We start from the raw sequence: 15334 nt of genomic DNA on the forward strand, positions 1-15334 counted from the left end.
TAAGTAAGGAAACACAAATATAGAAATAAAAATGATATGCTCTTCTTATCTGAACCGTTTCTCCAGTTCTTCGTCAGTCAGCATGGAAATGATCGTCTTTCCGTCGGGGGTCAGGTTGGAATCCGGACAGGAGAACAAGGTTGCGATCAGGTGATCCATCTCGTCGGCAGACAATGTTTTACCCGGACGGATGGCTGAAGCTTTTGCCAGAGACAAAGCGATTGCTTCACAAATCTCTTCATGTACTTCACATCCTGTCTCGATAGCACGGTTGACAATATCCTTTATCAGAACCAACTGGTCTACATTCTCAAGTCCGGCAGGCAGACCGTTGATCGCATAACTGTTATTTCCCAGATTCGACAAGTCGAAACCGATAAAACGCATATCTTCCAGCAGAACAGGCAAGACAGCGGCTTCTGCTGCCGTGAACTCGATGATCTCGGGGAAAAGAACCTGCTGCGATGCACCTTTCTGCTGTCGCATATTATTCAGATACTGGTCGAACAAGATACGCACATGCGCCCTGTACTGGTCGATCAGGCCAGGCCGGACTTCAGTGAAGTAACGATATAACGACCTTTGTACTGATAGCATGGAGTAGTCGTTTCGGCAAACAGGCTTCGCCTCCAACAACAGAAGCTACCGGTTCCGGCTTCTCATCAACATCCGTCTCAATCACCTCTCCCATCATTTCCAAATCTTTACGCACGGCATCACGGTCGCTTTCAAACCCCTGATAGAGTTGCGACCAGTCGAACTCCGACTTCCCGGAAGACGAAGGGGATGGCGAAGACGGAGAATTAGAAGACGGGGCAGAAGATGCCTTGAAGGGATTATAACCCGAATCAAGCTGCACAGTCGGTGCTCTAAATCCGTCCGGTTCTTTGACCGGATTGTAAACCGGGATGTCTATCGCATCTTCCACATCAAAATCAATAGTAGGGATAGCACTCGACTTTGCCAGCGCCTCACGGGTTGCCGCCATCAGTATCTGCCAGATAGGCTGCTCGTTCTCAAACTTGATCTCGGTCTTAGTCGGGTGGATATTTACATCGATCGTAGAAGGATCAAGCGTGAAATAGATAAAATAATTGGGTTGTTCACCGGGAGGGATCAACTGTTCATAAGCCTGCATAACGGCCTTATGGAAATAGGGATGCTTCATGAAACGTCCGTTCACGAAGAAATATTGCAGTGCACCACGCTTTTTGGCAGAGTCCGGGCGACCTACAAAACCGGAAATAGTGACCAGCGAGCTTTGTGCATCCATTGAAAGCAACTTCTGGTTCAGGTTCTTGCCATATACATTTATAATACGTTGGCGGAGACCTGACTCCGGTAAATTAAATATCTCGGTATCATTGTGGTTCAACACCAGGGCTACCTGCGGGTTGACCAAGGCGATACGTTCAAATTCATTGATTATATTACGGAACTCCGTTTCATTCGATTTCAGGAATTTACGTCGCGCGGGTACGTTAAAGAATAGGTTCTTGATCGAAAAAATACTTCCCTCTGTACAAGCATCGGGGCTAATATCTTCCAATGTGGAACCGGCGATGGATAGCTTCGTACCCAACTCAGTACCTCTCAAACGGGTACGCAGTTCCACATGGGCAACCGCAGCGATAGAAGCCAGCGCCTCTCCGCGAAATCCCATCGTATGGAGGGAAAACAGATCTTCGGCCGAAGAGATCTTGGAAGTAGCATGCCGTTCAAATGCCATGCGGGCATCTGTCTCAGACATACCTTTCCCGTCATCGACCACCTGGATCAATGTACGCCCGGCATCCTTAATGTTCACCTGGATATGTGCGGCTCCGGCATCGATCGCATTTTCAACCAGTTCCTTTACAACGGAAGCAGGCCGTTGAATGACTTCACCGGCCGCTATCTGATTGGCTATACTATCGGGTAATAAATGAATTATATCGCTCATGACCAAAACAAAAACCAGAGTAAAGCACCCAGGACTGCGATCCCCACGATCAGTTTTGCACTCTTATATTTACGGCTACGCACATCGTCGCCTCTGTCAAGGCTTTTCTTCAGATGCGAAGTACCCTCAATAAAAGTTCCTTTGATCTGCGGCTTGTAATCTTCCAACGATTCTTCCATGCCCATCTCGCGTTTCATTTTACGCACACGTTCTTCCAACGCCTCTTTATGGGGATCCCAATAAATAGGTTTATGATTGAACTGCCGGGGTTTACGTACATTATAAAATGAGAAAAGTGCCATAACTCAACAAATTTAATAATAAATGCTATTGCTCGTGCTTAAACTTATTGCTTCGAACCGGTGCGTCTTCGACTCTCCTCTTCACTACCTGATAAATATCATCTTTATTTTTCGGACGCAAGTAATCAAACCAATAAAAATCTTTCAGTGTTTTCTGTTCCGGCTTCAGATCGGGTATGGGGGTAAGACTTCCCTGCGGACTGGGCCATATCTTCAGCCGTTCCAACGCATTGTCTTTCACCCAAATTGTCAGGAATCCGCTCTTGGTTTCATTCAAACCGATCATCGCACCGTTATCCAACGGATAGAAGATGGATTCCGCATTCCCTTCGACATCGATCTGCCGGACAGCCTGACCTTCAAAATATGCTTTCAGGTCATTCCCTTTCAATTGATTATAATAAGTCGAATCGAGATGCTGCACTGCAAATGCATATTGTATCACATGTGCATAATCGATCGTACTGTCATTCATATAGATAACTATCGTATCACCGGATATCTGGTACTGCTCATTCCACAGAATCGGATCCCTATACATATATAATATGGAATCACGCGTATTAAACTGCATGGAATCGCAAACACCCTGCATATCGGTGCGATAGAAACGCACACCATAAAATGCCTTTATTTCGCGGGCCGTCGAATCGATCGACATCATTTCCAGCGTATCGGCATGCAGATATAACGTGTCGCCCTGCGAATATTCAAGGAAACGGGCACTGTCGGTTGCAAACGCATATTCCGTCCGCTCGTTATAAAAACCGTACTGTCCCTCCAGCATTACTTTCTGAGCCGTATCCTGCAAACACATATTCCCGAAGGCTTCACCGAAACCGGCATCCTGGTCATATGATATAGAATCACCGATCAGGACCCTGTTGCCCGAATAAACTTCGGAACGGTCGAGCAACAGCGAAGTGTTAGCTTCCGTATTGTACCATCCGCGGGAAGAGTGTATCGTTCCGCTGTCTGAAACAATGATGGAAGGCCCCAGTATTGTTGCAATCTTCGATTCGGTATCGTAATGAAGCGTATCCGAATAGAGTGTAAAATTCGGATTCTCCAGACGCACACTATCATTAAATATAGCCAGTTTCGTACCCGGAGAATATTGACCGTAGAAAGAGGACAACTGATTCAGCGAGTCAACGATCAAACCACCGTCAAAATAATAACCGATATCGGGAATACGCTCATAGTTCAAACTATCGGTAAAAAGCGTTACCTGCCCGTTCTCCATCCGGACATTTTCACGCAGATAAGCAATCTGGGTATCCCCGTCATAAAACAGGTAATTGCCGTATACAAACAAAGTATCTCCTTGTTCCATACGGACATTACTGAAAGCTTCCAGCGAATTAGTCGCCTCAAAAAAGTATGCACTGTCGCAATACATATACGAACTATCGTGCCGGAAACTGACATTTCCCTCCAGAAACTGTGCATCAGCCTTCATCACTTCCTTATCATAGGATACAGTATCGGCATGCAGCAGATAAACCAGTGTCTTTTTAGTCGTGACCGTATCGGCTGTAAGAGTCTCTCCCTGCTTGACGGATATGGAATCCTGCGTTTGTGCAAAAACACAAACAGCCAGCAGACAAAGCAGTCCTGTAAGAAAAAACTTTTTTACAATCTTCATTCTTTAACCCAACCCGGATATTTGAAATCGCAGTTACGCCATCCTTCGGCAATACGGACATACGTAGTTTTTTGCTTTTTCTTAATCCACTCATCCAACAATTCTTCTCTTTTCTGTTGTTCCACCATATTCTTCATTGCCTGGAAGTCATCAGAAAGATTCGCCTTATGTTGATCTGTACGGGATTTCAATTTAACAATGGCAACCACTTCCTTCTGTTTGTTGGAAATCATAGTAAACGGTTTGGAGATCTCACCCACCTGCATGTTGTAAACCACTTTACCGACTTCCTGAGGAAGTTCCTGCATTTCAAACTTCGGAGTACCGAAATTGTTTCCTTCATGATTCTGGTTAACCATCAACCCTTTGTTGTTACGGGTATCCTTATCATATGAAACGAATGTTGCAGCTTCCTCAAACGAGAATTTGTTTGCCTGCAAGTCAGCATATAATGAGTCCATGCGGGCAGTCGCTTCCGTCAATTCCTTTTCTGACACTTTCGGTCTTAACAGGATATGACGGCAGTTGATACGGTTACCGCGTTTCTCGATCAGCTGGATGATATGATATCCATATTCAGTCTGCACAACCTGTGATACACGTTTCGGATCAGACAGGTTGAATGCCACATTGGCAAACTCCGGCACAAGGTCAGTCTTACTCATAAATCCCATCTCACCGCCACGGGCAGCTGAAGCAGGATCTTCGGAATACAGGCGGGCCAACGTAGAGAACTCCATCTTACCGCTGTTGATCTGTTCTGTAAAATCACGCAGTCGTGCTTTGATAGCATCCGTCACATCAAACGGAATCTTCGGTTCGAAAGTAATGATCTGGACTTCCACTGTTGTCGGGATAGTCGGCAGACTGTCCTTCGACAACTGATTATAAAATTTACGGATTTCAGAAGGAGTCATCTTGATCTCCCCGATCAGTTTGCGCTGCATTTCTGAAACGATCTGCTGTTCACGGAACTTTTCCTTCTGTTCATCCCTGATCTGTGAGATTTTCTTTCCGAAATATTCCTCTACTTTTTCCCTTGATCCGATCTGGTTGATTGCCCAGGTTATCCACTGGTCAGCTTGCTGTATCACCTGGCTTTCGCTGGCCTCGATACTGTCTATCTTCGCCTGGTTCAGGTACAGTTTCTGTATCGCTATCCGTTCCGGAATCACACAATAAGGATCACCATCCAGACGTTCGCCTTCGTTTTGCATATACAAACGCTGCGTTTCTACGTCCGAACGTAAAATAGCATCATCTCCTACCACCCACACAATCTCATCAATCACATTATCTTGTGCCATTGCCGCACAAGATAAGCAGGCAAGAAAGAATACAGTTAAAATCTTTTTCATCATTTCTACTTTATAAGTTACAAATTACGGTTCAGTAAAAAACTTTACATCACCTCCTCTGATTCCATCTTTATATAATTCTTCTTCAAACGTCTTCAAAAAATCTACTTTCCGCTGATTGATCAGCATCTCCGTGATTTGCGAACTCGCATAATCATAGGGAGCCACGCTTCCTTCCGGCAGATACTCTTTGATATTCAGCAGATAACAGTAACTACTATCAGCCACTTCCACAAACTTATTCGCCTTCAGATAAGCGTTTGGGTTGGATACATGAACAGGTATATTATCCATCACCTCGTCAAAGTCCACCCATTTGTCGTAAAAGTAGTCATAAATAGTGGCATTTTGCACACTATACTTCTCAATTTTTTCTAAAGAGGCTTCAGAAGTCGATTTGTACCACCCTTTTACCTCCGACAAACCGGGGGCATCCACCGGTATTTTCAGGAAAAGTCCCTTGATCAGGGCTTTATCGAGTGTAAACTTTTTCTGATTCTCCTCATAATAGTTCAGCTTATCGCTTTCGCGGATATCAGCCGACAATTTCTCTTTGATCAGGCGCTCCTGATAACGGTAACGAATCAGCGAGTGGCGGTATTCTTCTACCAGCTTGTCGACCTCTTCCTTTTCGTCCCCCAGGTTTCGCTGGGCAACTTCGTAAACCAGGGCATCTTTCACCCATTTCTTTACAAAGCTTTCGGCTAACAACAAACTATCCGCAGAGGACGTCCCCCGCGGAATCAGACTAACCACTTCCGAACGTTTTAACGTCCGGTCCTTCACTCTTACCAGCACATCCGCATCGTCGGTTTGCTGGGTTCGCTTACAAGAACACAGCAAAGATACGAATGCTATAAAAATGAAGCAATACTTCATAACCTTCTCTTTCTTATTTCTTTAGTTTTTTCAACAATTTCCAGTTAATCGTAACAGGATATTCCTTATTCAGCTCCTGCAACCAGGCTTTTTCCAACTCCGGCTGTTCAGCAGCTGGCTTGCTCCACACTTTCTGATTACTGATATTGAACAACAGGATACCATCCCGATATTCCTGCATCAGATGTGTAAATTCAGGATGCTTAGTTTCCAGATTCTTGCGCTCGGTTGTCGTTACAATATCACGAATGAACAGATCGAACACTTCCTGCATAAAATCACCGGCATACGTTTTTGTCGAGAACGGACAACGCTGGATATAATAAGCGAATTCGCTCTGTGGGAAATCCGTATCCACCAGATGGATCAATGTCTTATTCATATCCTTGGCCTTTTCGTAGAAGTCCTTGTCGGAAGGGAAATGGTCATTACACAAAGCGACCAGTTCAGCATAAGCCTCCGGATAGAACACATAACCATACTCTTTTTTCATACGTTCATCGAACGCCTTATAATATTCGAAATTACGTTCACCCTGTGCCATCACACGAGACCATGATTTCTTTTTTTCTTCAAAAGATGGGATGCCTCCCTTGTCGAGTAATTTGATAATATGATAACCGAACCGTGTTTTAACGGGTTCAGACACTTCACCCGGAGTATTTAAAGCAAACGCGCCTTTTTCAAAAGGTTCCACCATTTCTCCGACACCAAACCAGGGAAGTTCTCCCCCTTTGCGCGCAGAAGCGGCATCCGAAGAGTTTTCTTCTGCTAACTGTCCGAAGTCTGCTCCATCCTGTATCTTCTGATAAACCTCTTCAGCCAAAGCCAACGTTTCACTATCACTACGGGTTACCGAATCTTTCTGGAAAGGGATCAGAATATGGGCAACACGGCGCATCCCCGGATTGGGTTTGCGGCTATGTAGTTTAATAATATGATATCCCAGCGTAGTACGTACCGGCATGGATAATTCACCCGGTTTCATAGAATAAGCATAATTCTCGAACGCTTTTATCGTCTGCATAGGCAACAGGCAACGTGCATATTCATATCCGGTCTGTTTGGTAGAATCCTGCTTTGCCAGCTCCTGACCAACGGTTGCCATGTCTTCCCCGTTTTTTATACGTTCATAGACCTTCATCGCCTTTTCATAAACAGCGAGCGTATCCCTTGAAAGAGTCTTCCCCGGCAGACGGAATAAAATATGACTCAATTCCAGTACTTCGCCCAGACGGTCATATTCCACACGGAGAGCTGCTTCTTCCCCGTCTCTGTCAGATAAGTAACTTGATGTCAGCTGAGCGCGGTATCCTTCCAGTTCATTGGTAAAATCTTTTGTCTTGTCAAGACCGGCGGTTTCTGCATCGACAACTTTCAACTTAAAGTTTTTATACAGTTCCACATAATTTTCCAATGATTTGCGATCAGATAAATTAACTTCACCATTCTTTCTGGCCATAAAAACAAATTCATCCAGAGATACCTGTTTTCCGGCCACAGTCATCACCACAGAATCAGCCTTATTAGCGGCTTCTCCGGTTAAACAAACGAATACTAAAGATAATACAAGCAACTTTTTCATCAAAATTCCGTTTATCATACTACGTACACATTACAAAAATAACACTAATCTAACGGATAGCATCCCCAAAAAGTATGCTATCCAATTAAATTAGTGTTTTTTATATAACGGGATTTATGCACATTTATTATTCGCCACGGCTATAATTGGGTGCTTCCTGTGTAATTGCCACGTCATGCGGATGACTTTCCTGTACACCGGCATTGGTAATGCGGGTGAATTTAGCCTGATGCAGTTCTTCAATATTATGCGCTCCGCAATATCCCATACCGGCACGCAACCCGCCAACCATCTGGTAGATCACCTCGAATAAAGAACCTTTATAAGGAACACGCGCGGCAATACCTTCCGGCACAAGTTTCTTCACATCATCTTCCACATCCTGGAAATAACGATCTTTCGATCCTTTCTGCATCGCTTCCAGCGATCCCATACCACGATAGGATTTAAACTTGCGTCCGTTGAAAATGATCGTTTCACCCGGTGATTCTTCCACTCCGGCCAGCAAGGAACCCATCATCACGGATGATCCGCCGGCAGCAATCGCCTTCACGATATCACCGGAATAACGCAGTCCGCCGTCGGCAATCAGAGGAATACCTGTACCCTTCAATGCTTTTGCAACATCATAGATTGCAGACAACTGGGGGACACCGACTCCGGCAATAACACGGGTCGTACAGATAGAACCCGGTCCGATTCCTACCTTAACGGCATCTGCTCCGGCATCCGCCAGATATCTGGCAGCATCGCCCGTAGCAATATTACCAACCACGCAATCGATACCCGGATACTGTGCCTTAATTTGTTTCAACACATCGACCACACCTTTGGAATGTCCGTGAGCCGTGTCGATAACCAAGGCATCGGCACCAGCCTCTACCAATGCAGCCACACGTTCAAATGTATTGAATGTCACACCCACACCGGCTGCCACACGCAAACGGCCTTTGGCATCTTTGCAGGCAGAAGGTTTATCTTTTGCTTTAGTGATGTCTTTATAGGTAACAAGCCCGATCAACTTATTATGGCTGTCCACCACCGGCAGCTTTTCAATCTTGTGTTGCTGAAGGATCTGGCTGCCGCTTCCAGGTCTGTAGACTGATCCGTTACGACCAGGTTTTCCTTCGTCATCACCTCGTCGATCGAACGGTTCATGTCTCTTTCAAAACGAAGGTCACGGTTGGTTACAATTCCGACCAGATAACCGCCTTCATCCACAACAGGTATACCGCCGATCTTATATTCTGCCATCATAGCCAACGCATCGGCCACACGTTTTCCCTTCGTGATTGTTACGGGATCATAGATCATTCCGTTTTCAGCACGCTTAACGCTTTGAACCTGCTTAGCCTGTTCTGCAATCGTCATGTTCTTATGAATAACACCGATACCACCTTCGCGGGCAATAGCAATTGCCATCTTTGCCTCGGTAACCGTATCCATAGCGGCCGATACCATCGGGATATTCAATGTAATGTTTCGTGAAAACTTTGTCGTAAGGTCGACATTTCGGGGAAGAACTTCTGAGTAAGCGGGGATCAACAATACATCATCGAATGTTAATCCGTCCATAACTAACCTGTCTGCAATAAATGACATAAAACGTATGCTTTAAAAATTATTGCGCGCAAATATACGAATAATATGCCAATAAAACAATATGCCAATGTGCCAATAAAAAAACAACGATATATTATCTCTATTGGCATATTGGCATATTAACCTTATCGGCATATTATTAATTTGCCATTTCCGATAAGAATTTTATACGTACCAGACGGATCTCTTCTTCCGTATAATCACCACCCAACTCTTCGATCGCATCTTCCAGATCATCCGTTTCGGAATCTTTGAAATATTCATAGATATCTTCCACATGATCTTCATCCATCACATCGTTTACAAAGTAATCGATATTGATACGTGTTCCCGAATAAACGATCGCTTCGATCTCATCCAGCAGTTCGTTAAATTCAAGACCGTTTGTCAACGCTATCTCATCCAGGGCGACTTTGCGGTCGATACGCTGGATAATGGAGACTTTCAGTTTCGACTTGTTTGCAACCGTACGAACACGCAAGTCTTCCGGACGTTCGATCTCATTTTCTTCTACGTGTTTTTTGATCAATGTAATGAATTCCTGTCCGTAACGTTTTGCCTTACCGGCACCGACACCGGGAATATTCTGCAACTCATCCAGAGTCACCGGATAAGTGGTAGCCATCGCCTCAAGCGACGGGTCCTGGAAAATCACAAAAGGAGGAACTTCCAATCGCTTGGACAGCTTCTTACGCAAATCCTTCATCATAGAATAAAGAACCGGGTCAACCGCACAGGTTGCTCCGCCACGTACCGGCACTTCTGATTCTTCCTCTTCCTCAAACTCGTTATCCTTCGTTATTTTGAAAGACACCGGCTTCTTCATGAAATCTTTTCCCTTCGGAGAGATTTTCAGCAGGCCATAGTTCTCGATATCCTTTGTCAGATAACCGGCAATCAGCGCCTGACGGATCACTGCGTTCCAGGTCTTGTCGTCTTCATCCGTTCCCGAACCGAAGACTTCCAGTTCATTGTGTTTGTAAGATTGAATTTCGGAGGTCTCATTACCGACCAACATGTTGACAATATAATCTGCCTTAAATTTTTCTTTCAAAGTACTTATCACTTCAAGTACCGCACTCAATAATTCTTTCGCTTCCACTTGCTTTTTGGGGTTCAAACAATTATCACAATTTCCACAATTTTCTTCCAGGTATTCCTCACCGAAATAATGCAACAAGACTTTACGACGGCATACGGAAGTTTCGGCATAAGCCGCTGTTTCAGCAACAGTTGCTTACCGATTTCCTGTTCCGCTACAGGCTTACCCTGCATAAATTTCTCCAGCTTCTGCAAATCTTTGTATGCATAAAAGGCAATACACTGGCCTTCGCCACCATCACGGCCGGCACGACCTGTTTCCTGGTAATAACCTTCGAGGCTCTTCGGGATATCATAATGAATGACATAACGTACGTCCGGCTTATCGATACCCATACCGAATGCGATAGTAGCCACGATAACGTCAGCTTTTTCCAACAGGAACGCATCCTGATTGGCCGACCGTTGCCCTGAATCCATTCCGGCATGATACGCAAGCGCTTTGATTCCGTTCGCTTTCAGAATATCGGCAAACTCTTCCACCTTCTTGCGGCTCAAACAATAGACAATACCCGATTTACCTTCGTTGGCCTTAATATATTTAATGATCTCGCGGTCTACATTTTCATCCTTCGGACGAACTTCGTAATATAAATTAGAACGGTTAAAGGAGGATTTGAAAACTGAGGCATCAATCATACCCAGGTTTTTCTGGATATCGTGCTGAACTTTCGGAGTGGCTGTTGCTGTCAGCGCAATCAGCGGACGCTTACCTATTTCATTGATGATAGGACGTATCCGGCGATATTCCGGACGGAAATCATGTCCCCATTCTGAAATACAATGCGCCTCATCTACTGCATAAAACGAAATATTCACATTGCGCAAAAATTCGACATTCTCCTCTTTTGTCAGCGACTCAGGAGCAACATACAATAATTTCGTGCGGCCAGCCATTATATCAGCCTTCACCTGGTCGATCGCCGACTTATTCAGTGAAGAGTTAATAAAATGAGCGACTCCGTCTTCTTCACTAAAATTACGCATGGCATCCACCTGGTTCTTCATCAAAGCAATCAGGGGAGATATAACGATCGCAGTACCTTCCATCATAATAGAAGGCAACTGGTAACAGAGGGACTTCCCTCCGCCGGTGGGCATCAACACAAAGGTATCATTCCCGGCCAGCACATTTTCAATGATTGCTTTCTGATTCCCTTTAAAGGTATCAAAACCAAAATGAGTCTTTAAATGTTCAGTTAAATTATCCTTCTTCGCCATACTTATTATATTTTACAAACCGCAGGCATTACGCTATCTGCAAACGGTTTACATCTGATTTTTCAAACTTCTCCTTCGCATACTCCAAAGTAACATGGAGTTTCTTTTTCTTGTCAGACGGCATGCTGAACATAGCATCCATCATGATAGCCTCTACGATCGAACGCAGGCCACGGGCTCCCAGCTTAAATACCAAAGCTTTATCTACAATATATTCGTAAACATCTTCATCAAACGTCAGTTAATGGAATCCATCTCAAACAATTTGATATACTGCTTGATGATCGAATTCTTCGGCTCTGTCAGAATGCTGCGAAGCGTGCTCCGGTCAAGCGGGTTCAGATAAGTCAGAATAGGCAGACGGCCGATGATCTCCGGAATCAGCCCGAACGACTTCAGGTCGGTTGGCGTAATGTATTTCAGGAAGTTATTCCTGTCCACCTGAGCAGTATCCTTGCTGGCAGAATATCCCACAACACGAGTGTTCAGACGTTGTGCAATTTTCTTCTCGATACCGTCAAACGCTCCGCCACAGACAAAAAGAATATTTTTAGTATCTACCGCTATCATTTTCTGTTCCGGATGCTTTCTTCCGCCCTGGGGAGGTACGTTTACGATCGAACCTTCCAACAGCTTCAGCAAACCCTGCTGTACTCCTTCTCCACTTACATCACGGGTTATAGACGGATTGTCACTTTTACGCGCGATCTTATCTATCTCATCAATAAATACAATTCCCCGCTGAGCTGCATCCACGTCGTAATCGGCAGCCTGCAACAGACGGGTCAGAATACTTTCAATATCTTCTCCCACATAACCGGCTTCGGTCAGTACCGTAGCATCCACGATAGCAAACGGCACATGCAGTAATTTTGCGATCGTACGAGCCAGCAGGGTTTTTCCCGTACCGGTTGCGCCGACCATAATAATATTAGATTTCTCGATCTCCACGTCATCCGAAGTGACTTTCTGGAGTAATCGTTTGTAATGGTTATACACCGAAACAGAAAGGTAACGCTTGGCGTCATCCTGTCCGATCACATATTGATCCAGAAAGTTTTTTATATCCTCCGGTTTCGGCAGTTCCGCCTGGTCAAGTCCCAGAGAACTTTTCCTGGCAGGTTGTTGTTCTTTTACAATTTCATACGCTTGCTGTGCGCATTCATCACAGATGGCACCGGATATCCCATTTATCAGCATATTAACGTCCCGACTGCTTCTTCCACAAAACGTACAAACGTCGCCTGTTTTGGCCATAGATATTTTGTTTATTTATTTGTCGAAAAAGACAAGGCGCAAAGGCCTTGTCTCTATGTTTGTTATTTACTATTACGGACCAGGATCTCGTCTACCATTCCATAAGCTTTCGCTTCTTCGGCAGTCATCCAGTAGTCGCGATCGCTATCGCGTTCTACCTCTTCATAAGGTTTTCCTGAGTGAGTTGAAATAATAGTATACAGTTCTTTCTTTACCTTCAGGATTTCACGAGCAGTGATCTCGATATCCGAAGCTTGTCCCTGTACACCGCCCAGAGGTTGGTGGATCATCACGCGAGAATGCGGCAAAGCCATACGTTTGCCCTTAGTTCCGGCTACCAGCAATACGGCGGCAAAAGAAGCGGCCATACCTGTACAGATAGTAGAAACATCACATCCGATAAACTGCATGGTATCATAAATACCATAACCTGCATATACCGAACCGCCCGGCGAATTAATATAAATAGATATATCCTTGCCGGGATCGCTGGAATCCAGATATAATAATTGCGCCTGAATCACATTGGCCGAATAATCGTCGACCTGTGTTCCCAGGAAGATAATACGATCCATCATCAAACGGGAAAACACGTCCATCTGCGCAACATTCAGCTGGCGCTCTTCAATAATTGTCGGAGAAATATAACTGCTGGTGATATTCATATAACTATCCAGCGCATTACTGTTCATCCGCAAATGCTTTGTTGCATACTTTCTAAAATCGTCCATAGTTTACTGTTTATTGTATAACCGAAAGTCATAAAAAAAGGGATTTCCCTCTGACTTATCGGAATAACAAAGTTATAAATAAATTTCTGAAAGAAACAACTTATTTGCTATCCGCTAAGATATTTTTTAGAGAGGAACCCCTTTTTCTTGCTGAAACCTTAGTAAATACTACGATTTCTGAAGAATAATATTATTCAAAGAGTTTGTTGAACTCTTCTACTGAAACTTCTTTTACGTCCAGTTCTACCTGTTCTTTCAACCAGGCAGCCAATTTTTCTTCTACTGCACGGTCGATAACATTCTGTAAAGTCTGTTTGTTTTTCAACATATCTTTTGCATAGTTGGCCAATACATCTTCAGGAACAGAAAGCATGCCGTACTGTGCAAACTGAGCTTTTGCCACACGTTTTGCAAAGTTTTCAATATCTGCATCTTCTACCTTCAGGTTATTGCCTTTCACCAGGTTTTCTTTGATCAACTGGTATTTCAGGTCTTCGATAATCTTCGGATACTCTTCATCCAGTTTTTCAGCTGTATTCTTTTCATTTGCAGCCAGCAACCAACGTTTCAACAGGTCGTCGGCAAACTTCAGTTCGCCTGCTTTCTGTACCAATACTTCACGGGCATCCAACAGGAACTTGAAGTCGCTCTGAGGAGTGAACTGTTCTGCCAATGCATCCTTAATCTTATTCTTGAATTCTTCTTCGCTGGAAACAACACCTTCACCGAATACTTTGTCGAACAATTCCTGGTTCAGTTCTGCCTTTTTATGACGTGTGATTTCTTTAATCTCGAAGCTGAAATCTCCGGTAAGACCGGCAACAGCTTCTTTGTCAACCTTCAGCAAAGAAGCGATCTCTGCTTCAGCACCTTCGTAAGCCTTATTCGGGTTGAACACGATTACAGTGTTAGCTTTTGCACCGATGAATTTAGCTTTTTCAGCTTCATCCTTCAGATAAGAAGGCATCAGCACTGCATCTTCCACAACGATACCACCTTCTTTCGGAGAACCGTTTTCAAGTTCGGCAATAGTACCTTTAACCAGGTCTTTTTCTTCTACTTCTTCAGCAGTGTCATAAGATCCGAAGTTTGCAGTATAAGCGTCAACCTGCTGGTTCAACATCTCTTCATCGATGGCAACCTGATAATAAGGAAGCTTGTCGCCCTTACTCAGTTCGATTTTGATTTCCGGAGCCAAAGCTACGTCAAAACAAAATTCGAAATCTTCCTGTGTATCGAAATTAATAGGCTGTTGTTCTGTTTCGTTAGGCATCGGTTCGCCTAAAACGTTCAACTTATTCTCGTTGATATATTTGAACAGATTTTCGGAAACCAACTTGTTGACTTCTTCAACCAGTACATGTTTTCCATACATCTTTTTCACCATACTCATCGGTACCATTCCCTTACGGAAACCCGGTACATTTGCTTTCTGACGGAAGTTGCGCAGGCTCTTTTCAACCTGTTCAGCATAGTCAGCCTTCACTATTTCTAATTTCACAATACCGCTAACGGCATCAATGTTCTTAAGCGAAACGTTCATTCTGAATGATTTATTTAATTAATAGTCGTATCGAATTTTAGGCTGCAAAATTAGAGTTATTCTTTTAATCTCGCAAATTGTTTACTTAATTTGTTATAAGTAAGCCAAAATTAGACACATATTAATTTTTTCAACCTAAAATCTTGTATTTCTAAAATAAATGTA

The 15334-nt window shown here is 44.0% G+C and carries 8 protein-coding genes and 4 pseudogenes; all 12 read right to left on the reverse strand.

Annotated features, from left to right (window positions below):
* Window positions 1–45: 45 nt before the first annotated feature.
* The 12 genes and pseudogenes from DXA15_RS25925 to tig all read right to left on the reverse strand — a co-directional run bounded on the left by DXA15_RS25925 (window position 46) and on the right by tig (window position 15169).
* Window positions 46–597 (reverse strand): hypothetical protein, encoded by a 552-nt coding sequence (locus DXA15_RS25925; RefSeq protein ID WP_233566808.1) that lies wholly within the window; start codon window positions 595–597, stop codon window positions 46–48.
* A gap of 298 nt (window positions 598–895) precedes the next feature.
* Window positions 896–1942 (reverse strand): annotated as a pseudogene (gene mutL / locus DXA15_RS25930) (DNA mismatch repair endonuclease MutL); the annotation flags it as partial.
* Entirely contained in the window at window positions 1939–2244 is a 306-nt protein-coding gene (locus DXA15_RS04470) for a hypothetical protein (protein ID WP_128133255.1), read from the reverse strand. The gene DXA15_RS04470 and the pseudogene mutL, both read right to left, overlap by 4 nt.
* A 25-nt stretch (window positions 2245–2269) precedes the next feature.
* Window positions 2270–3892: an OstA-like protein gene (locus DXA15_RS04475; protein ID WP_128133256.1), complete on the reverse strand. Its 1623-nt coding sequence runs from the start codon at window positions 3890–3892 to the stop codon at window positions 2270–2272.
* On the reverse strand, window positions 3889–5253 hold the full coding sequence (locus DXA15_RS04480) for a peptidylprolyl isomerase (RefSeq protein WP_128133257.1): 1365 nt from the start codon (window positions 5251–5253) through the stop codon (window positions 3889–3891). The genes DXA15_RS04475 and DXA15_RS04480 overlap by 4 nt, the downstream gene beginning before the upstream one ends.
* A 21-nt stretch (window positions 5254–5274) precedes the next feature.
* Window positions 5275–6129, reverse strand: coding sequence for a peptidyl-prolyl cis-trans isomerase (locus DXA15_RS04485; RefSeq protein ID WP_128133258.1), 855 nt, complete (start codon window positions 6127–6129; stop codon window positions 5275–5277).
* 13 nt (window positions 6130–6142) lie between these two features.
* Window positions 6143–7732, reverse strand: coding sequence for a peptidylprolyl isomerase (locus tag DXA15_RS04490; RefSeq protein ID WP_128133259.1), 1590 nt, complete (start codon window positions 7730–7732; stop codon window positions 6143–6145).
* 109 nt (window positions 7733–7841) lie between these two features.
* Window positions 7842–9316: pseudogene (guaB, locus tag DXA15_RS04495) on the reverse strand (IMP dehydrogenase).
* Window positions 9317–9455: 139 nt separating this feature from the next.
* Window positions 9456–11638 (reverse strand): annotated as a pseudogene (recQ, locus tag DXA15_RS04500) (DNA helicase RecQ).
* A 28-nt stretch (window positions 11639–11666) separates the two neighbouring features.
* Window positions 11667–12895: pseudogene (gene clpX, locus DXA15_RS04505) on the reverse strand (ATP-dependent Clp protease ATP-binding subunit ClpX).
* 62 nt (window positions 12896–12957) lie between these two features.
* Window positions 12958–13626 carry an ATP-dependent Clp endopeptidase proteolytic subunit ClpP gene (gene clpP, locus DXA15_RS04510; protein WP_009859577.1) on the reverse strand — a complete coding sequence of 223 codons (669 nt, stop codon included), beginning with the start codon at window positions 13624–13626 and terminating at the stop codon, window positions 12958–12960.
* Between the two features lie 190 nt (window positions 13627–13816).
* Complete coding sequence (gene tig / locus DXA15_RS04515; protein WP_128133260.1) at window positions 13817–15169, reverse strand: trigger factor; 1353 nt, start codon at window positions 15167–15169, stop codon at window positions 13817–13819.
* Between the last annotated feature and the right edge of the window lie 165 nt (window positions 15170–15334).

The organism is Parabacteroides sp. AM58-2XD, assembly GCF_003463685.1.
GTDB classification, from domain to species: Bacteria; Bacteroidota; Bacteroidia; order Bacteroidales; family Tannerellaceae; genus Parabacteroides; species Parabacteroides segnis.